This is a genomic window from Brevibacillus sp. AG162 (assembly GCF_006715575.1).
GTDB lineage: Bacteria > Bacillota > Bacilli > Brevibacillales > Brevibacillaceae > Brevibacillus > Brevibacillus brevis.
The window spans coordinates 820,270-845,832 of sequence record NZ_VFNO01000002.1 but is presented as its reverse complement, the minus strand read 5'-3'; the positions used below and the strand labels follow the sequence as shown (position 1 = coordinate 845,832).

Here is a 25,563-nt window from a genome sequence, read left to right as displayed (position 1 = left end):
TAGGGAAGATATGAAAAGCATTTTGTTGGTAGAAGATGAACTGGTGATATCGCGCGTGCTGAAGGCTTACTTGCAAAAGGCAGGGTATGAGGTCTGGCAAGCGAATGACGGGATCGAGGCCATGCAGCTTTTTGATGAGAAAAAGCCGGATTTGGTTCTATTGGATGTCATGCTCCCTGAACGCAATGGCTGGGAGATTCTCCAGTACATTCGTGAAAAGAGCTCCTGTCCTGTCATTATCATGACAGCGCTCGGGCAGACAGACCAAAAGCTCAAGGGACTCAATCAAGGAGCAGATGACTACATAACGAAGCCTTTTGTCGCGGACGAAGTAGTTGCGAGGGTCAATGCGGTACTGCGACGTTCTGTTATTTTGGTGAAAGATCAGGAAACCCGACTATTCGGAAGCTTGAAAATAAACTTTCAGTCCCACCACGTGACGCTGCACGGTCTCGAACTGACGTTTCACCCGCGCGATCTGTCCTTGCTGCTTTTTCTGGCACAAAATCCGAATCAGACTTTTACCCGTGAGCAGTTGATTGAACAAGTATGGGGAATGGACTACGGGGGGAGTGACCGTGCCGTAGACTTGGCGATCAAGCGGGTCAGAAAGACTTTGGAGAATTGGCCGGTTCATGAGGGCGAGATCAAGACGCAAAGAGGGGTTGGGTATCAATTCTGTGTTTATAAAAAATAATGAGCCCGTATCGCTGCTGCGTTATTGGACCACACGTTATCTGCTCACCCTCGTGATCGGGTTGCTCATCATTGGAGCAGTCTCTGCTTATTGGATCAAGTACGCTGCGATTGAAAAGCAGGTTGAGGTCACGCGACTGTTTGCAGAGGAAGTGGCTGATCGAGTCGTCGATGATGTTGGAAATATTTTGGTGGGGGAAAAACTTCATCAGGTATTGGATAATCGGCGTAAGTTTATGGGTGTTGATCGCAACCTGATCTTGTTCATTGAAGATGTAAAAGGAGAGGTCGTTTACAGTCGGCCAACCAAGCTTCCAACTCCCTTGCAGCAGGCAGCGCCTGAGTTGTTGGAGCAGGCGAATATGTGGGATAAAGTGAGGCATCCGTCAGGTGAGACACTGTATGTCGTGAGAAAAAATTTGGAATACAATGATCGAGTTATTGGCAAGGTGATCTTGCTTTTCCCAGAAACGGATATCAAGGTAGGCAAAGAGGAAATCCAATATTTGGTCATTATGCTGGGCAGCTTGGGTGTGCTTGGCTGGGCGGTTATTTATTTTCATGCGCGGAAGCTGTCTGAGCCGATTCAAAATGTGGTGATGTCCGCACGACAGATCGTAGAAGGAAACTACGACGTCTTGATCAATAAAACGATCAAGGAAAAGGAAATTCACGAGCTGGTGCATACGTTTGCGGAAATGGCCGACCGTCTTCGGCAGTTGGAAAGCATGCGAACAGAGCTTTTGGCTGGGGTGACACACGAGCTGAAAACCCCCGTTACGTCTATTAGCGGATTGATCCAGGCAATTAACGACGAGGTGGTTTCCGGTGAGGAGCAGAAGGAGTTTTTGGAAATCTGCCTGAAGGAAACGAAGCGTCTGCAAAAAATGGTAGAGGATTTGCTAGACTTCAATTCATTTGCCGTAGGAGCGATCACGGTTTGTCAGGAAGAGCAAAACGTGAACAAGCTGATCCGCGAGATCGCCTCACAATGGCAGATTGTCCACGACCTCGGTCACGTCACATTTACCGTGGGGGTTCTGGAAAAGCAGACGATGATCTATGTCGATCCGGGCCGTGTTCAGCAAATCTTGATTAATCTTTTGAACAACGCGAAACAGGCTGTTGCAGAGGATGGGAACATAGCGCTTACTCTCTACGAAACGGACATGGATTTACGCATCGATGTCAAAGACGATGGGCCAGGAATACCTGCAAAGGAACAGCCACTTGTGTTCGAGCGTTTCTTTCGGGGAAGCAATAAAAAAGACAAAGTTCGTGGACTCGGTTTGGGGCTGTCCTATTCCCGCATGATGGCGAAGGCACTCGGCGGAGATCTCCTCCTCGCAAAAAGCACGTCAGAGGGATCGGTTTTTACGCTGATTTTGCCCATGCGCAAGGAGCAGAGCGAGGAGATTGCGTGAGAGCTTCACCGGCGTTGGTGGAGCTCTCTGATTTTTACCATCAATGGTTCACCGATACTCGGAGCGAATTGATCGTAGACTGGCTGCAACGCTTCGATCCAGGCGGCACGTTCTTCTGCTGTCTGCATGTGGATGTGCATCCCCCCATTTTCTTGGAGCAAGCGCAGCTGTTTGTCATTCATCGAAACAGCCAATTGATTATTGTAAGCTGTCGCTTCCTGCATGGCTTCCGATATGGCCTGCTGAATATCGGCGGGGAGACTGTTCCAAAACGTTTTATTAATCACGACGGCGTAGCCCAGATAGCTGTGATTGCTGATCGTCATGTGCTTTTGTACTTGGTAGAGCCGTTTGGTGTACACATTGGAGATGGTATTTTCTTCGCCGTCTACTTTTCCGGCAGCCAGCATGCTGTATAATTCATTGAAGGAAGAGCCTACAGGAATTGCCTGGAGTGTGCGAAACTGAGCTTCGATCACGTTGCCTGGTATGATGCGCAAACGTTGGCCGACAAAATCGGAAGGCATGATCAACGGGCGATTGGCTGTCACTTGCTTAAAGCCGCTTGCCCAGAAGGCCAGTCCTTTCATGTCGGAATCTTCTAGCTTATCAAATAGTATTTGGCCGATTTCCCCATTGAATACGGTTTCGACGTCCTCTTGCGATCGAAACAGATAAGGCAGATCAAGGACAGCCCACTCGGGAATCGTGTTTGACAGATAGGAGAATGCAGGGGCGATCATCTGGATCTCGCCGTTTTGCAAGGCAGTCATCTCGGTTTTCTCGGTGTGAAGGATACTGTTGGGAAAGACCTGTACCTCTACACGTCCGTTTGTCTTTTCCTTCACTAGCTGGGAAAAGCGTTCGATAGTCAGACCCTTTGGCGTGTTTTCCGCGATCACGTGGCTGAACTTGATGATAATTTGATTGGACAGCCCTACCTGTTCTTCGTCGTATCCTTTGTTTTCCATCAGGAGATCCGATCCGAAGCCTATAATGACAGCGCTCATAAGTCCGAGCAGGACAATGAATGTACTGGTTACCAACGATTTCATTTTCAAACACCTGCTTACGTTGAATGAATTTGAGTTGCAAATCCAATAGAAAGGAAAGAACGAACCTGTTCGAACGATTAACAATCAAATGGAAGATTATGCTGCTCTCCGTCGGAATCGTTCTTTTTTCCTTGATTATCGGAAACTTGATCATGGCCGGAGGGATTATTCGGATTACGGAAACCCAACTGGGACAACGGCTCATGACCACAGCACGCACGGTTGCGACGATTCCAAATGTACAAAAAAGCATTCAGGAACCGGACGGGTGGAAGGTGATTCAACCGACAGCAAACAACCTGCGCGTCGTCAATGATGTGACGTATATCGTCGTGCTGAATATGGAGCGTGTCCGTTACTCAGACCCGCTAGATGAGCGGATTGGTACGGTGTTTATGGACCCTGCGGTTGATGAGGCCTATGCCGAGCACTCCTATTTTCAAAAAGTCAAAGGAGAGATGGGAACGGCTCTGCGGGCCTACGTGCCGATCATGGATGACCAGCATCAGCAGGTGGGTGTTGTCTTAGTCGGACGTGTCATGCCTGATGTATGGGGGATCTTGTACACCGAGCGAAACAATATCGCGCTCACCTTTTTCTTCTCCTTATTGTTCGGGGTGTGGGGCTCCTATCAGTTGGCCCGTCACATGAAAAAGCAGATGCTCGACCTGGAGCCGGACGAAATCGCGCGAATCCTGGTAGAGAGAACCGCAACCTTCCATGCCATGCATGAGGGGGTCATCGCCATCGACAATCGGGAACGAATCACAATCTTTAACGACAGGGCGAAGCAAATTTTTGGCATAGAAGGAGAGGTGCTGGGCAAGTACATACGGTCTGTCCTGCACGACACCAGATTACCAGAAGTGCTGGAGCTTCGCCAGAATTTTACCAACACGGAAATTCACGTCGGCAATACGCTGCTCTGGTCTAACCGTTTTCTGATCAAGGTCGAGGATAAGATCGTCGGCGCAATTGCCATTTTTCAGGACAGAACAGAAGTGGCGAGAATGGCGGAGGAGCTGACGGGCGTAAAAGAATTCGTCGGTGCACTGCGGGTACAAAATCACGAGCACATGAATCATTTGCATACCATCGCAGGCTTGCTCCAGCTCCATCAACATGAAAAGGCACTCGCGTATTTGTTCGAGGTCAACGAGCAGCAGGAGGAGCTCACCTCCTTTTTAACAACACGGATCATGGATGAGAATTTATCTGGGCTCTTGATTGGCAAAGTAAGTCGAGGAAGAGAGCTAGGCATCCGTGTTGTCATTGATCGCAGGAGTCATCTGGAACGTTTTCCGCCGTACATGGATCATCATAATTTCGTGCTCATTTTGGGAAATCTGATCGAGAATGCCTTTGATTCACTGGAGAGAATCGAACGCGAAGATAAGGAGATCATGATCAGTATCGAACAAGACGAAGAGATTTGCTCCATTCTGGTGGAGGACAACGGAATCGGCATGGACGAAGAGACGCGTCTACACATGCTGGAACGGGGATTTTCTACGAAAGAACGTGTGCACCGTGGACTTGGTCTGCATCTGGTGCATCAGTTGGTTAATAAAGGGGGAGGCGAGCTGGTTTGCCATTCGGCACGCGGAGAAGGGGCCAGCTTTCTCATTACGTTTCCGATGGGGGAGATGGAGAGTCATGGAGAAGGATAACGATAGCATTCGCGTACTGATTATGGAAGACGATCCGATGGTACAGGAAATCAACAAGCAGTTCATTGAGCGTGTCCCAGGCTTTGACGTGGTCGGAATTGCAGCCAACGGGGCAGATGGACTCAAGCTAGTGAATGAGCTCGCGCCTGACTTGGTGATCATTGATATTTTCATGCCGATCCAGGACGGGGTGAAGGCGCTGATGGAGCTGCGCGCCGCCAAACATGCGGTGGATGTCATCGTCGTGACAGCTGCAAAGGACAAGACCACGATCCAATCGATGCTGCGCAATGGGGCGATGGACTATATTATCAAGCCGTTTCAATTCGAACGGATCAAGCAGTCATTGGAAAACTATCGAGAGTTCCGCCGACGGATTGATTGGGAGGGTACCGTATCCCAGGATGAGGTCGACCAGCTGTTATTCCGCAAAAGCCCGGAAAAAGAACAAGCCGATGCCACTTCAGGCAGGATAGTGCTGCCGAAGGGACTGCACGCTGTCACCATGGAGCAAATCATGCGCCAGATCGAGAAAGAGAGTCAGCCGCTCTCGGCAGATGACGTGGCCGAACGTGTAGGGATCGCGAGAGTGACGGCCAGACGCTATTTGGACTATCTGGAGAAGAGCGGGAGTGTCAGAATGGATGTCAGCTATGGTGGGGTAGGCAGACCGACGAATCGCTATGTACGTGTCACTCCACAAGATGCGGGGGGCACGGGAGGTAGAGAGCGCCATGATCGAATATGAAGCGTTATTAGGCTCGCTGTTTGATATCGTGCACGTCACAGACGCAGAAGGCAGAACCTTGTATGGCTCGGAAAGATTTGAAGAATTTTTCGGAATTGATCCTGCGGAGATGATGGGCAAGCCGATTGAGGAGTTTTATCATCTCGGCTATTTTGCGCCAACGATCACGATGCGGGTCATTCGCGACAAGAAAAAGATACATACGATTCAAACCACCCGGAAAAATCGCAAGCTTTTTGTGGAAGGCACACCGATTTGGGATCAGGACGGGAATTTTAACGGAGTGATCCATACTTTCATTGATATAACTAGCCAGGAGCAACTGCAGCAGGAATTACATGAAGTCAAGTACGTCGGGACGGTCTTGCAGAGTGAAATGACCAAGGAGAATAACAGACAAAAAGGAGAAACTAGCTTGATCTACCGCAGTCAGTCCATGGAGCAGGTCGCCATGATGGCCAAAAAACTGTCGCAGGTAGAATCATCCATGATCCTGTTAGGAGAATCAGGTGTCGGAAAAGGCGTGCTGGCAAAATACATCCACGAGTGCAGTCCGCGGGTGGACAAGCCATTTGTGCACATCAACTGCGGAGCCATTCCTGAGACATTGCTGGAGTCAGAGCTGTTTGGCTATGAAAAGGGTGCTTTTACGGGAGCGGACAAAGATGGCAAGGCAGGTTTGATTGAAAAGGCAAACGGAGGCACGCTGTTCTTGGACGAGATCGGGGAGATGTCACTCTCCTTGCAAGTGAAGCTGTTGAATGTGTTGCAAGAAAAAACGATTACGCCCGTAGGCAGCTCTGTCTCGCGAAAAGTAGATGTAAAGCTGATCACGGCTACGAATAAAAACCTGCGGCAAATGGTCAAGGAAGGCAAGTTTCGCGAGGATTTGTACTATCGCATTCATGTCGTCCCATTGGAAATTCCGCCGCTGCGCGAACGGCAGGAAGAGATACCCGTGCTCGTCCACTACTTTCTCAATGTCTTTTCGCAAAAGTACTGTTTGGAAAGACAGCTCGCAGATACCTGCTATCGCATCCTCAGCGAATACGATTGGCCTGGCAATGTGCGGGAGTTAGAAAATGTAGTGGAACGGCTCGTCGTCACGTCACATGATGTTCTCATTACGCCCGCGCAAATTCCGCGTTATATTCATAACCAAGAGTCCAGTGTGAACAAAGGGATCAAGGTAGATCGTGTGATGGCGATGCAGGATGCCATGGACGAGGTGGAGCGCCAGCTCGTGCACCGGGCCTATGAGCAGCATAAGACGACAACAAAGGTAGCGGAAGCGCTCGGAATCAGCCAGCCGTCTGCAAGTCGCAAGCTGCGAAAATGGCTATGCACCATTTGACACAGATGTACGATAATGGGGAGAGAAACCGTGGGAGGAGACTGGACAGATGAACAAAGGGAAAGCATTGCGAGCGGGCGATACAATCGGAGTAGTGGCAACCTCAAGTCCTGCTACAGAAGAAGTGCTGAACAAAGCAATGGCAGAGCTGCAAGGTTTGGGATACAAAGTGAAAATATCGGATACGTGCCGAGAATCGTACGGTGGGTATTTGGCGGGAACTCCTGAGCAACGGGCGGCTGAGCTGAATGCCATGTTCGTCGACGAGGAAGTGGACGGAATCATGTGCATGCGTGGCGGTTACGGTTCCCCGCAAATTCTGCCCTTGCTCGATTATGACCTCATCGCCGAAAACCCGAAGCTGTTTATCGGCTACAGCGACATTACGGCGCTGCATACCGTTTTCGGACAGCGCGCGAATCTGGCTACCCTTCACGGACCGATGGCTACCTCAGACATCGCGCATGGACTGGATGACTGGTCCAAGCAATATTTGCTGCGCGCTATGACTCGCCCCGAGCCATTGGGAGCGATCATTAATCCTCCTGGAGAAGAAATCGTCTGTCTCGTCGAAGGTCAGGCAGCTGGACCCGTAGTCGGCGGGAATCTCGCCCTCGTCTCCGCGTTGATGGGGACGCCTTACCAGCTCGATACGAGAGGCAAGCTGTTGTTTCTGGAGGATATCGACGAAGAGCCGTACCGGATTGACCGCATGCTGACACAGCTTGCCCAGGGCGGCTTGTTTGATGATTGTGCGGGCGTCGTCATCGGGACATGGACCGATTGTGAGCCGAAAAAGCGCGAAGGCTTCTCTGTCTGGGATGTGTTTCAAAATATCGTCGTACCGTACGGAAAGCCGACCATCTGGAACATACAGATCGGGCATGGCGCGTGCAACATCGCTCTCCCTCTGGGCGTAGAGGCTAGTCTCGATGCGACAAACGGTGAACTGATGATCGAAGAGAGTGTAACGATATAGCGAAGATTTGTTTGAATTCAAGAAGGCTTCCCTAACTCTTGTAGCGTTGGTGGGAGCCTTTTTGGGTTAACGAAAATCCAAGTTGTTGTTTTTTTGATCTTTTCGTCCTGCCGCTTCTCTTTGGGAAGCGCAGCGGTTACTAGAAAACGATGAAGGTACTTGCGAGAATCTGTCTTCATAAGCGGATTTTTTCTGGACAAAGAAAGGCTGCCGAGTTTCTCGACAGCCTTAAAGTGGGGAGAGTAGTTATTAATCTTTCAGCTCAGTAATCACTTTTGAAGCGCGTTTTTCATCAGGGGTAGGGAACATTTGAAATTGATGCTGAAGCTCGATTTCCTTCTCATTCAAGTCACTTGAATCTTTTTGCTCAGCTTGTCCCTTGTGTTTATCGCTATTATCCACGACCAGTCACCTCCCTCAAAGGAGTAGGGTATACAACAAGTCCCTACATTATCCCAAAAAGAGGAAAAGGATGCTTATCGTTTAATCGGCAATGAATAGTAACCAAATGCTAAGTCAAGTAAGGCACTGGCTTCTTGACGCTTCAGTAAATCTTTTGCGCGGAATGTGAAAGAGCCATCTGCGTTTACCTTCGTGTCAGGATCGACGATGCCTTGTGAAACAAGAGCAGTGATCGCATCTTTTGCCCATGCGTCGGCTGTGTCTTGCAGCGTCACTTTGCTGGTTGCCACAGGTTCAAGCTGCTTTAAATTTTGGATCATGGCAGCAGCGACTTGTCTTGTGATTGGTGCCGATGGGTTCAAATTAGGGATGCCCGCGGCCAATTGCTGTCTAAGCCCGTCTTCACTCCCGGCCATGACGTAATGGCCTTCTGCTTTGATCAGGGCGTCAGCAAATTCGCCCTGTGTCATGGTCCCTGTAGGATCAAATTTACTTCCCGATTTCGCTCCCATAATGGAAAGGGCGCTGATGTTGTTGATATGGGTCTTATAGCTGCTGGTGTTAGGGACGTCTGAGTAGGTCTTTTCCATTTCCATTTTTTGTGTTTCGCCAGCAAGGTTAACTCCTTTTGGCGTTGTATAATAGAAGTATTTGATGTTACCGTTTTTGTCTTCCTTGAACGCGACTTTTTCGCCTACCTCATCTACAAATAGCAATGGGCGAATCATTCGCAGCTTTTGTTTTCCGGTTGCCTCACTCTCAAGCACGAGTGATCCATTCTCATAGGTAATAGAAGTGCGTGTCCAATAGGCACGCGTATGTTGATACAGCCCGAAATATTTTTGCGCATCCGCTTCACTCAAGGGCAAGTAATCAGGCTCAGCTTTTTTTTCTGTTTCTGGGAAATAATGATCCATGAATTCTTTGTAAATATCAGCGCTAATCATTGAATCATTGTTGTAGGACATGAAAAAGCCGGTTTTATGTTCCGGGATCAATACCATCAGGGAAGAATGGCCTGGCATGTTTCCGCCCTTCAAAACAACGTGCTGACCATTTGTATACTCTGGAAAATAGTTTTCAAAGCCTACGGTTGTGATCGGGATGTCATCCGCGAAAATCTGGTGCGTATGCATCAATTCCATGCTTTTCTGGCTGACGATTTCCTTGCCGTCAAATTTTCCGTTTTGCAGGTGCATGATCATGTACTTTGCCATGTCTTCTGCTGTTGATATAATGCTTCCCTGCGGACCATCAGTTGGAGCGGTTCCTTCTAGCGGACGTGGCTCGCCATTTAGATCGTAATTGGCAGCCATTCTCTTCATGAGCTCAGGCTTCAAACGTTCACTGGTCGAGGTCATTCCGAGAGGCTTGAACACTTTTTCATCCATATACTGGGCAAAGGGGATTCCACTTGCTTTTTCCACGGCATAGCCAGCGAGCAAGAATCCTGTATTATCATACGTATAGGTTTCGCCAGGTGGTCGGATGACGGTCGGCATGTGCTTTGGAAAGAATTCATCCATAGAGATGTCCTGCCCGATGTATTGTGGACCGGTAAAGGTAGTTTCGTCAGGAAATGCGAAGCCGGTTGTGTAGGTGAGCAAGTCGTACATGGTGACGGGTTTTCCTGTATTATTAGGAATTTTTAGCCCACCGAGATATTCCTCTATATTGCCATGCAGGTCAATTTTACCCGCATCGACTTGCTGCATGGCAGCCAAGGCGGTAAAGGTTTTCGATACGGAGCCAATTTGGAACACCGTGTCTTTATCAACAGGGATTTTCTTTTCCTTGTTAGCAAAGCCGTAACCTTTGTTCACGAGGACTTTGCCATCACGGACGACAACAAAGCTGGAACCAGCCACATTATGTTCTTTCATTTTTTCTGCAAACAGTGGATCGGCAAACGCTTCTATTTCTTTGGCGTCCACCGGTCCTTGGGCAGCAATGGAAGCAGTCTGAGTGGATTCCACAGCACCGAGCGACTGCGTGCATGCGGAAATCAAGGTTGTGGAGAGAAGAAAAACGACGAGACTCATTTTTTGTATCACTTTTTTCATGTGCGATTCTCCTTTTTGTGTTGGCAACCCGGTTTGACGCACCGACTCTGAGAGTGAGCGCTTGAGCACAGTATGGCAAAGCTCGTGTCATACTCGGTAGTTACTTCTTGTCATCACTTTTCCGACTGACAAAATGATTTTGATTTTGATGAAATGACATGACTTAGCCTGTCATATGACATTTTGATACTGGCTCATGTGACGCGCAGTGGTTTACGGTAATGGCAGACCGTCATCATCATGTCGGAAAAGGTATAGATAGGAGCGAGTTAGCTTATATGAAAAGAGCGATCATGCGTAACGTTCAAAATGTTATCTTTTTGCTGTATACATTTGTCTCGGGAGTATTTTATTTATGTTTTTACTTGGTCAGTATCGTGCTTGGCTTGGCCTTGTCATTTACCGTAGTGGGAATTCCGTTGCTCACCAATGTGTTGCGTACAACTCAAACCTTTGTCCAGCATGAACGTATTCAGACGAAGATTTATACCGATATTTCCATAGAACCGTTGGCAATGAGACAAAGAGCAAAGGGAAATCAATGGATGCAGGCAAAGGCAGAATTAATGAATGTAAGAAACTGGCTATCCGTTTATTGGCTGATGCAAAAATTTGTCATAGGCTGTATCTGCCTGGTGATCGGAGTACTCATCTACATTGCACCCGTATGTTTTGCGTTCATACCGTTGCTCTATCCTTTCGTGGAGCTACATTTTTTCGGGAGCGTAGTGGATTCAGAGCTGAAGGCATTGCAAATTATGAGTTTAGGATTCATACTCATGATCGGATGCTCCAAGCTAGGGAACGGTCTGGTACAATTAGTTGGTGGGTACACCCGCTTGATGTTCAAAGCAATTAGGAGATGATGGTTTGTTAGATATCGTGAAACAATGGGCCTGGTATGACTGGGTGATGTTTTTTTTACGTCTGATCGTTTGCTTTTCACTCACCGTTACGACTGTAACATTTGGAGATTATCTCACGCTGCCCTTATGGATGGTTATACTTTGGGAAATGATGGTTTTTTCCGTCCCGTGGATTTGTTTGCAGCTGAGCTATCGTTACTATCTGATAGCAGAAATGCTCTTGTTTGGTGGATTATCGCTTTATCTCACGTCTATTTTTCCGGAGGCGTACCTTACTTTATTGATGCCAGCTTTTTTGATTGCCGCCAATAGTGCGAAGAAATCGTATCGCTGGTCGGCTCCCATTACGATTGTGATCCTTCCTCTGCTGATTGTGCTTTTTTCGCGGGGAATTGATGTCTTCGTGATTTTTTCGCAAGTCGGGCTTGCTTATGCGATTGGGTTTGCTTTTCATTTGCTCATCGTCAACCATCGTCAAAATGAAATTATTCGCAAGCAAAACAGTGTGCTGGAGCAATACCTCACCCAAATCGAGAGAGTGACTTTGCTGGAGGAGCGGGACCGACTCTCCAAGGACCTGCATGATACGATGGGGCATTCCTATGTCTCGATCATCATGGGGCTGGAAACCTTGCGTCAGGATGTAGCGTCGCAGGAAGGGACGCAAAAGCTCGACTCCCTCTTGAAGCTTGCGCGAAACGGCATGAAGGAAGTGAGAGGGTACTTGCATCAGATGGGGTCACCGCAAGAAACGCTTCCCTTGGTTCATTCGCTGAAGCAGCTTGCGGAGGAGTTTCAGACACATGCAAAGGTGAATGTGCGGTTTCGTGCGATCGGAGAAGAGTATCCTGTTGGTAAGCAGGTGAAAATGACCTTGTTTCGCTGTTTGCAGGAATCTTTGACGAATGCCGTACGTCACGGGCAGGCTACGGACATCGTCGTTTCCTTGCATTTTGAGCAGCAACAGACAAGGCTGGAAATACAGGATAACGGTCACGGGGTGGAAAATTGGGAGGATGGCTTCGGGATCACGACGATGAAAGAGCGGGCCGCTCTTTTGCAAGGAAGAGTAGCCGTATACTCAGAGCGGGGAGAAGGAACGCTCATTACTTGTTTGGTGCCGAGACTGATAGAGAGCGCCGATGAAATCATTCGTTTGTTTATCGTAGATGATCACGCGTTTATTCGGGAAAGCTTGCGCACCATACTCGAGGGACAGCGGGACCTGCGGGTAGTCGGAACGGCCGAGGATGGGGCGCAGGCTGTGGAGCTGTGTGAGGAGCTAGAACCAGACCTGGTGCTGATGGATTTGGAGATGCCGAATATGGACGGGATTACTGCCACAAAACGAATAAAGGAACAATGGCCCGGTATTCGTGTCCTTGTCCTGTCTACGTTTCAGGATACTGAAAAAGCCAAGGAGATCATGCGCAGTGGTGCAGACGGATATCTTTTGAAATCGATCGATTCACGAGAGCTTGCGGAAACGATTCGCCTCGTCCATCGCGGTGGTACGATGATTGCACAGGACCTGTTTCATAAAATGCTGGATGCACAGCCAGCAAATGAACAGGAAGATTTGCTCGTTGCTCCGAAACTAAGCGAAAAAGACGAGAATGCTTATGGTTTAACGAAGCGGGAGCAAGAGATTTTGCAGATGCTCTCCCAAGGCATGCGCTATAAAACGATTGCTTCCAAGCTGTATTTGTCAGACGGAACCGTGCGTAACTATGCATCCGCTCTATATGACAAGCTTGGAGTGCGGAATCGGGATGACGCGGTACAAAAAGGGAAAATGGAAGGACTTTTGTGACGTGTGACAGCCAGGGAGAGTTGGCCCTGGCTTTTTGCATGGGGAGATGGGGGATTACTCAGAGGTATTTCACAAATCCACGCCAATCCTCCGTTCAATTTGACAACTATTTACATAAAGTTGTATATTAAACTACCAAATGTAATCCCTATATACATAAACAATTTTTCTATCAAACTCCACGAGGAGGAATGACACGATGGAAATGTCTATCACAAGAGGACTCTCAGAATTAAAGTTACTCGATAAAAGAATCCAAAAAGGAATCAATGAAACAACTTTCATGTCTTCCGCCATTGGGCATAAGCCAGTATCTGGTTACACGTCAACAGAACTTTATAAGGAAACAACAGAGCGCAACTACCAATCCATCGTTGATCTAATAAAAAGAAGACAAAAAATTAAGTCACTGATCGTCGAGTCCAATGCAAAGACGATGGTAACGATTAGCGGCAAGAGAATGACAGTGGCAGAAGCAATCGAGCGAAAAACCTCCATTCAATATGAGAAATCACTGCTGGAGAAAATGAGAAGAGATTACAACCACGCTGTCACGCAGGTTGAAGAGAAAAATGAAGAAGTACAGCTACGATTGGAAAGGCTACTTGAAGCGAACTTTGGCAAAGACTCCAAGGTGAAGGATACGGAGATGGAAGCCATCTCCAAACCGTTTAAAGAGCAAAATGAAGCGAAGCTCGTAGACCCCTTGAAGTTGAAAGAGAAAATGGATACGCTTAGTAAAGAAATCGATGAATTTGAGTGTGAAGTCGATTTTATCTTAAGTGAATCCAATACGATTACCAAAATCAATCTTGTGGATTAACAGTGTGCCTTGCTAGCCATTTGAATAGCTGATAAACGAGAGTCCCATGCCTAGTGGGTTAACTAGGCCATCCTAAAATTATTTGGTGAATATGAGGATGAAAGCTCAAAGATGAGAGCTCAGCTTTCAAAACTTACGTATCAAAGCTCTTTAGGCTCAAAGATCAGGACTTAGGCTTTAAGACTCGATGAAATCTTGGGGCATTGGTCCATAAAAGTACACTCTCTGGACTTTTCAGCAACCACCAAGCTAAATGGTTAGCAACTAGCACGCTTACAAAGTAGAGATATGTTGAGAAAGGTTTTTCAACATACCTCTACTTTTTTATTTAAACGAAACGGTTAAGAAATAGAAAAGATATGTCGATACAAATAGGAAGAAAAGGAAATAAATTGGTTGTGCAATACAAGGAAAGTCAGGGAGTGAAGCAATGGAATTCGAGTTTCATGTTACCTTCAACGATCTCCAATTTAATGAAAAGGCAGCTTTTATCGATCTGTGCCAAGCGGAACAAGTGAAACCGGTCATGATCGTCTTGGATCAGGGAAATTACATCAATCAACCGATGATAACAGGAGTAATCAAACGACCAGATTTTCCTGAAGCCAATAAAGAGATGGAAAAGATTGCAGCTACGTTTCAAAACAACGGTTTTACCATCGTCCGAAAAAAAGTAGAGATTTCTCCAAAAGAAGAAACGTATTTTCACCAGCCCATCCTAAAAAACTCGAAGCCTTACTTTGAATGGCATGGAAAAGTACAGGTCAATGATGTCGCGGCGTTACGAAATCTATGTGAGGGTCATGGCGGACATATTTCGAGAAACTCTTTGAATGCGAATGGAAAAGTGAGATTTATCACCGTCCGAGAATATGAGACCCCGAAACAGTTTTACGATCGGGTAGAAAAGATACATACCATTTTGCAAGCAAATCAGATCGAGCTAATCAAAGAACAATATGAACTATGTATTTATGACAGCCGCGAAGAACTGGACAGCGGTTGGATTTCCTAATTTTTAAGATGGAGGATCATGATGATTACATACGATGATGTAGCAGAGTTGGAATATGAGGCGAGAGAGCTCATTGTTTTGGAAGCACTGTTGAGAAGAATTGCTCTTGTGAATATGCCCTTTGTATTAAAAGGCAGCCTTCTAACCAGACAATATTTGGACAACCGAGAGATTCGGGACGCGGATGATATCGATTTATTGTATGCGGGGAAGATCAGGGACGTCGAACATGCCCATGAAGTATTTACACAATGGATGATTCAAGTAACCGAAATGGATCTGAACGACGGCGTCGTGTTTAGAAGTTTTCGAGAGAATGCCTTTTGGAGATATATCGATTACGCAATGGCAGATGATTTTCCGACGATCAATACGGATATTGCCTATTATTTCAAAGGTCAAACAAGGGAAGCAGATAACTATAACGAGCTTAATCTGGATATTTCGTTCAACTTGGAAATGGATGCAGACCCGGTTCCGCTCGAGTACCAACCTGTCTTTGGGGAGAGCTTTCTTGTCCCGTACACTGTCCCCCTGTCCATCCAGGTTGCTTGGAAGCTGCATCAAACGATTGTCAGGCCGAGGTTTAAAGACTTGTACGATTTGAAATTTTTACTTTCTCATCCGTCCTATGACAACGATGCGCTCAAGGAAACATTACAGGCGCTCGTGAACGAATGCAGTATTGATCCAGCTATTAAAAAAGCGGATATGAAAAAAGTGCTCGTCGATGATTTACATCACATATACGATTCATTATCCTACGATTACGACTTGAGAAAGTATGCGGGCAGCATGGATCGTGGCCTTTATTTTACGCAGTTTGTCAGTGATTTGCGTAAAAAGATGGATTTTGCCGGGATTAATGGGTATGCGTTTGAAAGTTTGCCGAGTCCAACACAGAAAAAATTGTAACAGGATAGTAAGTAAAGTAGGCTTGTTCCGTCTGTATACGGAAATGACACGAATAGAACCGCCCCATTCACCACATACTACAAACGCTATATCTATACCATGAGAGGTGGAGCGTCCGGATGAGTATGACAATGAGTCGGCCCGTGACCGACGTACTTAATAAACAGGTTGCCAACTGGTCTGTACTGTATATGAAGCTGCATCATTATCACTGGTTTGTCAAAGGCCCGAACTTCTTTACTCTGCATGAAAAATTCGAGGAGCTGTACAACGAGGCAGCCAAAAATGTGGATGAGCTGGCGGAACGGCTGTTAACGGTTGGGGGCAAGCCTGTTTCGACATTGAAGGCTTGTATGGAGCAGGCTTCCATTAAGGAAGCGACAGGTGGAGAGTCTGCGGATCAGATGGTAGAGGCAGTCGTGAGCGATTTTACACTCCTGATCAAGGAGCTCAAAGAAGGTATTACAGCCGCGGAAGCAGGGGACGATGAAGCGACTGGCGATATGTTCTTAGGGATCATGGACAGCTTGCAAAAGCATGTGTGGATGCTGCAAGCTCACCTGGGAAAATAAAAAGAAATTCTTTTGCAAGCATAGCTGATGCCATGGGGTATCGGCTTTTTTCCTATGTGCTTATGAAGGCAAAGTGCAGGGCTGGCTGATTTGGGACAACGCCCATGTTCCCAAGAAAGACATGCTGGTGTAAACTAACTTTGTGTTGAATTAAAGAAAGCACTTTCATGATGGAAAGGATGTACATTCCCATGGCATCACCCTATGTTACATTTAATCGCGAGCAGTGGAGTGCTCTGCGGGCTTCCACGCCGTTGACCATATCTGATAACGAGCTTTCCCTTTTGCAGGGCTTGAACGAGAAAATGTCCATGACGGAAGTCTCCGACATTTACCTACCGTTGTCCCGTCTGCTGAATTTGTATGTCGGGGGCACGCAGGAGCTGTACCAGGCGACTCACACTTTTTTAGGAAACCAGGATGGCAAGGTCCCATTCATTATCGGTATCGCAGGGAGTGTGGCTGTAGGCAAAAGCACAACGGCTCGCATATTGCAGACGCTGTTGTCCCGCTGGCCGAATCATCCGAAGGTCGATTTGGTAACGACCGATGGATTCCTGTATCCGAACAAGGTTCTAGAAGACAGAGGAATCATGAAGCGCAAGGGATTCCCGGAGAGCTATGATTTGCGCCGTTTTATCCATTTTTTATCCGATGTAAAATCGGGTTTGCCTGAAGTCAAAGCGCCAGTCTATTCTCACCTTGTGTATGACATTGTGCCAGATGAATGGCAGACCGTCAGACAGCCTGACATTTTGATTGTCGAAGGCTTGAATGTGCTGCAACCGCCTAGAGGTGACGAAAACGATGCTCGTATCTCCGAGGTCATCGTTTCCGATTTCTTTGACTTTACAATCTACGTGCACGCGGAAGAGAAGCACATCCTGCAATGGTATGTAGAGCGGTTCAAGCTGCTGCGCCAGACCGCGTTTTCCGATCCATCCTCGTATTTCAAGCGTTACGCGAGTCTGTCTGACGAGGAGGCGACTGAGGTAGCTACCGGCATTTGGACGGAAATCAACGGAGCCAACCTTCGCCAAAATATTTTGCCGACGCGTGTTCGCGCTCAATTGATTTTGGACAAAGGTCAGGATCATATGGTGCAAAGCGTGAAGCTGCGTAAACTATAAAAAAGGTGGGAGACGGTTGTCATGAAAGTGATCAGTGCCTGTTTGATCGGCTGTGAATGCCGTTACGATCAGAAGTCATGCTTGGACCAAGAACTAGAGCAATTGCTCAGGGAAGGAAAGGCTATCCCCGTCTGTCCTGAGCAGCTGGGAGGCTTGCCAACACCAAGACCGCCAGCAGAAATCATCGGGGGGACGGGAGGAGATGTTCTGGATGGTAAAGCACGCATCATAGACAGCACTGGCCGAGACGTCACCGAAGAATTTTTGATGGGGGCGAACCAAGCGCTGAAGCTGGCGAAAACGGTTGGAGCCACATCCGCCATCTTAAAAGAGAACAGCCCGTCCTGTGGAAGCTCCTTTGTATACGATGGCAGCTTTTCCGGGAAAAAGGTGCCGGGTGTCGGTCTTACGGCGGCGCTGTTTCGCAGAAACGGGATTGAGGTAACATCTGAGGCGAAAGTATCTAATGAATAGCAAAGGGGGACGCGATGAATAGCGTCCCTTTTTACAATCTGCTCATATAATAAGCGGTCTCTTCAAGCAACTCCTGTATTTTGAACCAAGAACGCCAGAGAGTAAAACTGAAGAAAACACATGCAACAAAGGCGAAAATAGGAAGGCCACTATCACGAATAAGATTTCGCAGTATGAACCAAACGGCCAGTGTGTACGACAAGAGTAGGGAATAAAAGATGACATTGCGCTCTTCCCGAATGAGCAGATCGATTTTATTCTCCAGTAATGAAAACTCCAGTTGGTTGTCTTTGTGCATTTGGTGGCCATCTACTCGAGCGTCTGGGGTTACAAAGCTGTACAGCTCTATTTCTTCCCCGTCTGGCTCCTTGAGAAATTCCACTTGAAACATCACACCTGTAAAAATCGATTGTTTCATGTACAGATTGTCAGTATAGAGGCGATTTTGATTTTCCCATACTTGCCAGATCATAAACGAGGCAATGAACAGGATGAAGACAGTCGTCAATTTCCCGTACGGTATCGGTACAGTCTTTTTTCGAAAAGAACGATCTAACTCCATTTCATCAGATCCTTTGAAATTTTTACCATATGATACCATATAATAAGACCCTTCACGAAGCAGAATGCCTCATGGAAGGGTCTTCCTGCTTTTTACAACTCCTTCAACAACCTCTCCAGCTTCTTTTGCTGATCCTTCCGTTTCTTTTTCGCGATCCGGTCTTCTTCCTGCAGTGCCATGACAAGGGAGAAGCACATCAGGACCATGATGACGGTAAAAGGCAGCGCTGCCACAATGGAGGCTGTCTGCAGGCCTTCCAAGCCGCCGCTTAATAATAGAACGATCGCGATTGCGGATTGGAGGATGCCCCAGGTGATTTTTACCCGATTCGACGGGTCCAGGTTGCCATCAGAAGACAGCATACCGAGCACGAAAATAGCTGAATCCGCCGACGTGATAAAAAACGTGATGATCAACAGAATCGCAACGACAGCCAGAATGTATCCCATGGGCAACTGCTCGAGTGCGAGGAACAACGCAGTCGAGATGTCACGTTGCACGGCTGCCCCTATAGGCGCTTGATCAAAGATCTCGAGATGAAGTGCAGTCCCGCCAAACACCGAAAACCAAATGAAGCTCAACAAACTCGGAACGAGCATCACACAAATGACGAATTCCTTGATCGTGCGACCTTTGGAGACGCGTGCGATAAACATGCCGACGAACGGCGCCCAGGCAATCCACCACGACCAGTAAAATAACGTCCAGTTGGCTACCCATGTCCCTTGTGTAAATGGGGTCAGCCGCAAGCTCATCGAGATGAGATTGTTCAAATAGCTGCCTAACGTGCTGGTAAAGGCGTCAAAAATAAACGAGGTTGGTCCCAATACGAGCGTCAGCAGGAGGAGCAACAAGGCAATTACCAGATTCGTATTGCTCAAATACTTGATTCCCCGATCCAGTCCTGTCGTAGCCGAGAGCAGAAAAAGTACCGTAATAATGGAAATGATCACGATTTGCACGGTGGTGTTGGACGGCAGTCCAAAGAGGTGAGACAAGCCCCCGTTTATTTGCAGAGTTCCGAGGCCAAGTGAGGTTGCGACACCGAATGCCGTGGCGATGACAGCCAGAATATCGATTCCTTTTCCAAGCGGTCCGTATATGCGCTCACCGAGCAATGGGCCAAAAGTGGAGGAGATCAAGCCCTTCGCCCCTTTGCGAAATTGAAAATACGCGAGAGCGAGAGCGATGAGAGCGTAGATCCCCCAAGGATGCAGGCCCCAGTGAAAAAATGCATAGCGCAGAGCGGTTTGTGCGGCTTCGGTCGTTTGTCCGGTCACACCTGCTGGCGGAGAGAAGTAATGGGAGACGGGCTCCGCTACTCCCCAAAAGACAAGCCCAATCCCCATCCCCGCAGAAAACAGCATGGCAAACCACGTAGGCAGCGAATATTCCGGCTCGTCATCGTCGCTCCCTAAAGGAATTTGTCCGTATCGGCTAAAGGCAAGGAAGATGCAAAAGATCAGAAAACCGAAAGTCACAATTAAATAAAACCAGCCAAAATTCGTCGTGGTCACTTTCAGTACATGGGAAGCCGCAGAGGCGAAAAGCTCGGGAGAAATCACCCCGAACAGCACAATGACAAAGACAATGGTCAAGGATATCAGGAACGTCATGGTTATCCTCCCGGGAATCTACAAGAAATGGTAATAGTTTATCATCCCGCGGGATTTCCAAGATTATTCCGGATGTAACCCCCCTGAATGGACTTACGATGAAAACGTCTCGATAAACCGATTTGCTGCTTTGGACAGATGGCGTCCAGACTGCCAAACGACAGCAGCGGAAGAATAAATGGAAGTTCCGGAGAGTCGAATCCCGCGAATTTGTTCGCTCTGATGGGTTTCCCATGCCGAGATGGGGACGATGGAGGAACCGACCGAGGAGGCGACCATGCTGACAATAAGAGAGATGTCCGGGCACTCGCAGATGACGTGCGGTTCCACGCCTAGACGGGAGAATTCCTTGATAATCAAATCGTAGATACCCAATCCTGGCGTGCTCGGCATGATGAGCGGTAACTCGGCGATCTCGCGCATTTCGATTTCTTTGCGATCGGCATAGGGGGAGGTGGCAGGAACGATGAGCACAAAATCCTCTTCCTCCAACGGAATCATAGTACAGTTGTTCAACGAGTGGGGAAGGCGTACGATCGCGACTTCTATGGTTCTACGCTCCAGCCACTGATTGAGGAGCTGTGTGTCGCCTTTCCAGATTTTATACGTAATGAGCGGATATTTTTGCTGAAACACACGAATTTGTTCTGGCAGACGATAGGCTGACAGTGCACTGACACCGATAGAAAGCGTTCCACGAATGCCTTCGCCTGTTTCTTTGACCTCGGAGAGAGCTTCCTCCATTTGATGAACGATATTGAGCGCCTGTTTATAGAGGGTCAGGCCTGCTTCCGTCAGGACCATTTGTTTTCCCGAGCGCTCTACGAGCATGACCCCAAGTTCCTCTTCCATTTGCTTCAGCTGCTGACTCAAAGGCGGCTGGGCCATGTTCAGTCTTTTAGCCGCCCCCGTTATCTGACCTTCTTCTGCTATGGCGATAAAGTAACGCAGTTGCCGAATATCCACACACAATGCCTTCTTTCCTTGCGAGAATGGTTCCATATGAAAACGATATGAAAATTAGATTTTATGGATATTTTTCATATTGATGAAGCTATGATAGCATGTTTCCTGTGAATCTTCACTTCATGGAAAAGACATAAAGGAAAGAAGGGGAAATCCGTGCGTACGTGGATGGAAAAGCTATTTCACTTGCGCGCTTACGACACGACGTTTCAAAGGGAACTCATCGCCGGATTCATTGGCTTTGTCACCATTGTCTACATTGTTGCCGTAAACGCTTCGATTTTAAATGATGCTGGAATACCGATGGAAGCAGGCATTCTGGCGACTGTATTGACGGCATTTATCGGGTCGCTTCTCATGGCCTTTTGGGCAAATGCTCCTATTATTCTGGTTCCCGGCATGGGGATCAATGCTCTATTTACGTACACGTTATGCCAATCGATGGGCCTCACTTGGCAGGAAGCATTGGCTGCTGTTTTTGTTTCGGGTCTGATCTTTACTGTAATTGCCTTTACCAGGGCTGCGACGATATTGTCCAATGCGATTCCCTCTTCGCTAAAAGAGGCGATTACCGTAGGGATTGGGTTGTTCTTGACCTTCATCGGTTTGCAAAAAGGCGGACTGATCGTCATGAATCCGTCTACATTTGTCGCGCTGGGTGACTTGTCCAGCCCGCATGTGATCGTCACGCTGATTACGTTGATTGTTACGTTGATTTTGTTTGTTCGCAATGTGCCGGGCAACTTCTTGATCGGAATTGCGGTTGGTACAGGACTTGGCTTTTTGTTCGGGATTGTCGAGACAGGTGGAGGAGGATCGTTTTCGTTTGCGGATTATGGAAGCGTATTTGCGGGTCTTTCCTTTTCTGCCATTTGGGCTTTGCCATTTTGGATCGCGACCTTCTCATTGGCGATGGTCATCGTCTTTGAAAATATTGGCTTGATTCATGGGCATACCTCAATGATTGGACAGCCGCAGAAGTTCGGCCGCTCGCTGCAAGCGAATGCGTTGTCGGCTGCCATCTCTGGCATTTTGGGAACCAGTCCGACGGTTTCGACGGTGGAGACCGCGGCAGGAATCGCAGCAGGGGGAAGGACAGGACTTACTTCGCTTGTAACAGGTACCTTGTTCCTGCTCTCGCTCGGTTTGCTTCCTGTCATCAAAATGATTCCGGATGGAGCCATTGCTCCAGTGCTCATCATCATTGGCGCACTGATGCTGCAAAACGTACAGAATATCAATTTGAAGGACTTCTCGGAAGGTTTCCCTGCCTTTTTGATCATCGTGATTATCCCGCTGTCTTACAGCATTGTAGATGGAATTGCGTTTGGCTTCGTGGCGTATCCGCTCATGAAGCTCGCATTGGGCAAGCGTCGCGAAGTGCCTGCTCTGATGTACGTCATTGCAGGATTGTTTTTGCTGAATCTGATGCTGCCGATATTCGCATAGAGAGTGGTTACCCTCGACTTCGGTCGGGGGTTTTTTTGTTCCGTTCTCTAGAAAGTGGCGCAAGGATTGTGAAATAATGGATGAAAAGTCGAAGGACGGGAGGCTTTTATATGATCCATGAGATGACGTTTCAATTGCGTACTTCTGATTTCTCCAAAGGACAAGCCTGGTACCAGAGCTTTTTGCAAAGAGAGCCGGATTTTGTTCCGCATGAAGGATTTGCTGAATGGGAAGTCCTGCCCGGATGCTGGCTCCAGCTGGCAGAAGGGACTCCTGCGGAAGGAAGCGGTCCCGTACGCTTTGCCGTTGTCGATATCGAGACGGAAAGAGAAAGACTGATCAACGAACTGCAAATCGAGCCGTTTGAGATTTTCCAACGGGAAGAGGTGCCGGTCAAGTGGGGGACGTTTGCCGATCCATGGGGGAATCGTCTTGGATTGTTCGAGTACCTGGATGCGGCTGAAAAAGCGGAGAAGCAACAAAGACTTGCGAAGCTGAAAAAAGCCCCTAGCCTATGAGAGAGGCAAAGGGACTTTTTGTGGAGAGATGCGGATTGATTATCGTTTTACCAGCGTAAACGCTTGTTTTACTTGGTCCAGAGACATCATCAGAGGGATGAATTTTTTCCCTTCTTTGCTTGCTGGGTCAAATACTGTGTCTTGTGGCAAGCTTGCTACATAAACCGTGTTGGTTGCTTGGTTACGTGCAATTTCGACGCCGACTGGCGGCTCGTCCGGGTTGTTCAGTTTTTTCCAGTCATTCAGGTCAAACGCGGTGATAACCACAACAGGTGTACGATCTTCTACTTTGTCTGCATTGAAGATGAAGCTAGTTACACTCTTTGCTTCTGGCAAGTATTCGTCTGCATTTGGGCCAGTTTTTTCCTCAACAAGGATGTTGCCGTTCCAAGATTTTGGACCTTTAAAAGCAAAGGCAGAGTCTTGGCTTTTGAAAGTATCATGATAGACTTCGAGTGGTTTTACAGCTGGTTCGAAGTTGGCACTCATCAATTCCCATTTGGTTTGGTTCCACTTCCATTTGGATTTGAGGTAGCCGCGAACATCTGCATTGTAATCACCAGTCAGACGCTCTGTACCTTCCAGCACGTAGAGACCATTTTTGTTTAGATCGATTGGTTTCAGCTCCACGAAGTCCGCTCCGACTACACCTGCTTTGTTTTTATCCAGACCTGGCAGGCTGAGCTCTTTCGCTTTTCCATCTTTAATGGTGTAGATGTGATTGGTTGTGTAGCCGCCGCTTCCGCCAGTGCTTGCAGTAACCATGATCTCGCCTTTTTTATCGTAAGTGAAATCTTGTACGGAGAGCTTCGGCTCGTAGCCGTTGTCCTTCACGTCGATGTTAAAAGATTTCTTCGTTTTGCCATCTGTTACTTTGATAGTGAGGTCCTTAACGTATGGGCTGTTTTTCTCTTTTTTTCCGTACAGAACGACTGTGTCTGCGGTTTTGTCACCCGTTACGTCTGCTGTTTTTTTCGTAATCTCTTGCAAGCCTTTTGTTGTAGGAGTTGTGTTGCTTGCATCTGCTGTAATGGCATAACCTCCAGTGAAAAGTACGGAAGTAAGCACAGTTCCTGTTACGAGTTTGTTCAAGTGTTTCAAGTGTTTCATGTGATGAATCTCCTCCCCAGTCTTGCTGACTGATCATGATGTAAATGTGTAGTGTGCTGTATCTTGTGCTTGTCCTTGCTACACGTTCATTATGTACGATAGTGTGGAGGCGTTGGTTACAGACTATCGACATAAATCCTACAAAATGGTAACAGGTAAATGTTAGGGTGCTTGGAGGTTGCTCGCTTCTTTTAGCAAGGCCTCGCTGCTTTGCTCCAACAGCATGGGATAGAGCCGTGTTTTGTCTGGAGCCAACGCGAGGAGCTGATCATATACCGCAGCGGAGGCATAGAGCAAGTCAGAATCGTGGATAATCTGATGCAAGGACCGTTCATTAGTGAATCCTGCGGTCATGTGCTGAATCTGTTCGATACCTGCCTCTTGGACACGGCCCGCCATCCATTCCCCGCCCATCAGGAGATTGCCAACATGGTGGGGGCGACCAGAGAAACCGTTTCATTAGCATTAGCCAGTTTGGTTGATGAGGGAATTGTGTTGGTGTCCCGAATGTCGATTGCTGTGCATGCATCGAGAATGGTTGATAAAATAAGAGAATGAAAGTAAAATGATTGAATGCTCAAAACGGGCCGCGGTTCGTAAACTCCCGCGTTATCAAAACTAGGAGGAAATCATATGTTTAATTTTTGGATCGGAGTGCTTTTTGCTCTGGTGAACTTCGGGCTGTTCCTGCTCTGCTACCGATTGTTCGGCAGAATGGGACTGTATGCGTGGATTGGGATGGCTACCGTGCTGGCCAACATTCAGGTGGTCAAAACAATTGAGATGTTCGGTTTGGTTATGACGCTCGGCAATACGATTTATGCTTCTATTTATTTGGTAAGCGATCTATTGAACGAGAAGTATGGGGAAAGAGAAGCGAAAAAAGCCGTATGGTTCGGCTTCTTTACCTTAATTGCCGCAACGATCATTATGCAGCTCGTATTGGTGTTTGAACCACAGGAAACAGATATCGCCCAAGGTTCCTTGCAGACGATTTTTGGCTTGATGCCAAGAGTGGCATTGGGCAGCTTGTGTGCGTATTTTGTCAGCCAATTTGTCGACGTGAAAATCTATTCGTGGTTGAAGAAAAAATGTCCAGACCGCAATCAGCTCTGGATTCGCAATAATGGAAGCACGCTATTCAGCCAACTGCTCGATTCGGTTACCTTTTGTACGATTGCCTTTTTGGGAGAATTCCCAATGGACGTATGGTGGCAAATCCTGCTGACTACCTACCTGATCAAGTTTGTCGTATCGGCAGCTTCGACGCCGATTCTTTATATCGCACGAAGTATGAAAGTGGACGAAAGCTAATTGACAAAAACACTGAAAAACCGCCAAGG

26 protein-coding genes are annotated in these 25,563 nt (G+C 47.6%); 18 read left to right on the top strand and 8 right to left on the bottom strand.

Annotated features, from left to right (window positions below):
* Positions 1-10: 10 nt before the first annotated feature.
* Positions 11-697, top strand: a complete 687-nt coding sequence (locus FB479_RS08820; RefSeq protein WP_106655663.1) for a response regulator transcription factor — start codon at positions 11-13, stop codon at positions 695-697.
* On the top strand, positions 666-2,120 hold the full coding sequence (locus FB479_RS08815; RefSeq protein ID WP_142064268.1) for a HAMP domain-containing sensor histidine kinase: 1,455 nt from the start codon (positions 666-668) through the stop codon (positions 2,118-2,120). Before FB479_RS08820 ends, FB479_RS08815 begins: the two co-directional genes overlap by 32 nt.
* Before the next feature lie 5 nt (positions 2,121-2,125).
* Here FB479_RS08815 and FB479_RS08810 read toward each other — a convergent pair whose 3' ends face one another.
* Positions 2,126-3,175: a DctP family TRAP transporter solute-binding subunit gene (locus FB479_RS08810; protein ID WP_142064265.1), complete on the bottom strand. Its 1,050-nt coding sequence runs from the start codon at positions 3,173-3,175 to the stop codon at positions 2,126-2,128.
* 98 nt (positions 3,176-3,273) lie between these two features.
* Between FB479_RS08810 and FB479_RS08805 the strand changes: the two genes are divergently transcribed.
* The 4 genes from FB479_RS08805 to FB479_RS08790 are packed head-to-tail and all read left to right on the top strand — an operon-like array spanning position 3,274 to position 7,926.
* Positions 3,274-4,845 carry an ATP-binding protein gene (locus FB479_RS08805; RefSeq protein WP_142064639.1) on the top strand — a complete coding sequence of 524 codons (1,572 nt, stop codon included), beginning with the start codon at positions 3,274-3,276 and terminating at the stop codon, positions 4,843-4,845.
* Positions 4,832-5,593, top strand: a complete 762-nt coding sequence (locus FB479_RS08800; RefSeq protein WP_142064263.1) for a response regulator — start codon at positions 4,832-4,834, stop codon at positions 5,591-5,593. Before FB479_RS08805 ends, FB479_RS08800 begins: the two co-directional genes overlap by 14 nt.
* Positions 5,580-6,947: a sigma-54 interaction domain-containing protein gene (locus tag FB479_RS08795; RefSeq protein WP_142064260.1), complete on the top strand. Its 1,368-nt coding sequence runs from the start codon at positions 5,580-5,582 to the stop codon at positions 6,945-6,947. Before FB479_RS08800 ends, FB479_RS08795 begins: the two co-directional genes overlap by 14 nt.
* Before the next feature lie 49 nt (positions 6,948-6,996).
* Positions 6,997-7,926 (top strand): S66 peptidase family protein, encoded by a 930-nt coding sequence (locus tag FB479_RS08790; RefSeq protein ID WP_142064257.1) that lies wholly within the window; start codon positions 6,997-6,999, stop codon positions 7,924-7,926.
* Positions 7,927-8,175: 249 nt separating this feature from the next.
* Here FB479_RS08790 and FB479_RS30440 read toward each other — a convergent pair whose 3' ends face one another.
* Positions 8,176-8,328 (bottom strand): hypothetical protein, encoded by a 153-nt coding sequence (locus FB479_RS30440; RefSeq protein ID WP_164724509.1) that lies wholly within the window; start codon positions 8,326-8,328, stop codon positions 8,176-8,178.
* A 74-nt stretch (positions 8,329-8,402) separates the two neighbouring features.
* Positions 8,403-10,391 carry a serine hydrolase domain-containing protein gene (locus FB479_RS08785; RefSeq protein ID WP_142064255.1) on the bottom strand — a complete coding sequence of 663 codons (1,989 nt, stop codon included), beginning with the start codon at positions 10,389-10,391 and terminating at the stop codon, positions 8,403-8,405.
* Positions 10,392-10,669: 278 nt separating this feature from the next.
* On the opposite strand from FB479_RS08785, the gene FB479_RS08780 reads away from it, so the two are divergent.
* The 8 genes from FB479_RS08780 to FB479_RS08745 all read left to right on the top strand — a co-directional run bounded on the left by FB479_RS08780 (position 10,670) and on the right by FB479_RS08745 (position 17,999).
* The gene (locus FB479_RS08780; RefSeq protein WP_106655656.1) at positions 10,670-11,257 is read left to right on the top strand and encodes a sensor domain-containing protein; all 588 of its coding nucleotides are present in this window, start codon (positions 10,670-10,672) and stop codon (positions 11,255-11,257) included.
* Between the two features lie 4 nt (positions 11,258-11,261).
* Positions 11,262-13,070, top strand: a complete 1,809-nt coding sequence (locus FB479_RS08775; RefSeq protein WP_142064252.1) for a helix-turn-helix transcriptional regulator — start codon at positions 11,262-11,264, stop codon at positions 13,068-13,070.
* A gap of 199 nt (positions 13,071-13,269) precedes the next feature.
* Positions 13,270-13,893 (top strand): hypothetical protein, encoded by a 624-nt coding sequence (locus tag FB479_RS08770; protein WP_142064249.1) that lies wholly within the window; start codon positions 13,270-13,272, stop codon positions 13,891-13,893.
* Positions 13,894-14,323: 430 nt separating this feature from the next.
* Entirely contained in the window at positions 14,324-14,908 is a 585-nt protein-coding gene (locus FB479_RS08765) for a hypothetical protein (RefSeq protein ID WP_142064246.1), read from the top strand.
* A gap of 18 nt (positions 14,909-14,926) precedes the next feature.
* Positions 14,927-15,823 carry a nucleotidyl transferase AbiEii/AbiGii toxin family protein gene (locus tag FB479_RS08760; RefSeq protein WP_255438321.1) on the top strand — a complete coding sequence of 299 codons (897 nt, stop codon included), beginning with the start codon at positions 14,927-14,929 and terminating at the stop codon, positions 15,821-15,823.
* Between the two features lie 119 nt (positions 15,824-15,942).
* Positions 15,943-16,395 carry a Dps family protein gene (locus FB479_RS08755; RefSeq protein ID WP_007726053.1) on the top strand — a complete coding sequence of 151 codons (453 nt, stop codon included), beginning with the start codon at positions 15,943-15,945 and terminating at the stop codon, positions 16,393-16,395.
* 191 nt (positions 16,396-16,586) lie between these two features.
* On the top strand, positions 16,587-17,525 hold the full coding sequence (coaA, locus tag FB479_RS08750; protein WP_232030020.1) for a type I pantothenate kinase: 939 nt from the start codon (positions 16,587-16,589) through the stop codon (positions 17,523-17,525).
* Between the two features lie 21 nt (positions 17,526-17,546).
* On the top strand, positions 17,547-17,999 hold the full coding sequence (locus FB479_RS08745) for a 2-thiouracil desulfurase family protein (RefSeq protein ID WP_142064243.1): 453 nt from the start codon (positions 17,547-17,549) through the stop codon (positions 17,997-17,999).
* 31 nt (positions 18,000-18,030) lie between these two features.
* On the opposite strand, the gene FB479_RS08740 is transcribed toward FB479_RS08745, so the two are convergent.
* The 3 genes from FB479_RS08740 to FB479_RS08730 form a co-directional block, all read right to left on the bottom strand.
* Entirely contained in the window at positions 18,031-18,561 is a 531-nt protein-coding gene (locus FB479_RS08740) for a hypothetical protein (protein WP_142064240.1), read from the bottom strand.
* 92 nt (positions 18,562-18,653) lie between these two features.
* The gene (locus tag FB479_RS08735; protein WP_142064237.1) at positions 18,654-20,177 is read right to left on the bottom strand and encodes a glycine betaine uptake BCCT transporter; all 1,524 of its coding nucleotides are present in this window, start codon (positions 20,175-20,177) and stop codon (positions 18,654-18,656) included.
* 93 nt (positions 20,178-20,270) lie between these two features.
* Entirely contained in the window at positions 20,271-21,143 is an 873-nt protein-coding gene (locus FB479_RS08730; protein WP_106655641.1) for a LysR family transcriptional regulator, read from the bottom strand.
* A 168-nt stretch (positions 21,144-21,311) separates the two neighbouring features.
* Between FB479_RS08730 and FB479_RS08725 the strand changes: the two genes are divergently transcribed.
* Both FB479_RS08725 and FB479_RS08720 read left to right on the top strand, forming a co-directional pair.
* Positions 21,312-22,592 (top strand): NCS2 family permease, encoded by a 1,281-nt coding sequence (locus FB479_RS08725; RefSeq protein WP_370511681.1) that lies wholly within the window; start codon positions 21,312-21,314, stop codon positions 22,590-22,592.
* 110 nt (positions 22,593-22,702) lie between these two features.
* Positions 22,703-23,110, top strand: a complete 408-nt coding sequence (locus tag FB479_RS08720) for a VOC family protein (protein WP_142064231.1) — start codon at positions 22,703-22,705, stop codon at positions 23,108-23,110.
* Between the two features lie 39 nt (positions 23,111-23,149).
* Here the strand turns inward: FB479_RS08720 and FB479_RS08715 are convergent, their stop codons facing one another.
* Together FB479_RS08715 and FB479_RS08710 are read right to left on the bottom strand one after the other, a co-directional pair.
* Positions 23,150-24,220, bottom strand: a complete 1,071-nt coding sequence (locus FB479_RS08715; protein WP_142064228.1) for a hypothetical protein — start codon at positions 24,218-24,220, stop codon at positions 23,150-23,152.
* A gap of 162 nt (positions 24,221-24,382) precedes the next feature.
* The gene (locus FB479_RS08710) at positions 24,383-24,619 is read right to left on the bottom strand and encodes a hypothetical protein (RefSeq protein ID WP_255438339.1); all 237 of its coding nucleotides are present in this window, start codon (positions 24,617-24,619) and stop codon (positions 24,383-24,385) included.
* A 30-nt stretch (positions 24,620-24,649) separates the two neighbouring features.
* Here FB479_RS08710 and FB479_RS31255 point away from each other — a divergent pair, with 30 nt between their 5' ends.
* Both FB479_RS31255 and FB479_RS08700 read left to right on the top strand, forming a co-directional pair.
* Positions 24,650-24,778 (top strand): helix-turn-helix domain-containing protein, encoded by a 129-nt coding sequence (locus tag FB479_RS31255; RefSeq protein ID WP_370511680.1) that lies wholly within the window; start codon positions 24,650-24,652, stop codon positions 24,776-24,778.
* A 75-nt stretch (positions 24,779-24,853) separates the two neighbouring features.
* Entirely contained in the window at positions 24,854-25,534 is a 681-nt protein-coding gene (locus FB479_RS08700; protein ID WP_142064225.1) for a queuosine precursor transporter, read from the top strand.
* The last annotated feature ends 29 nt before the right edge of the window (positions 25,535-25,563 follow it).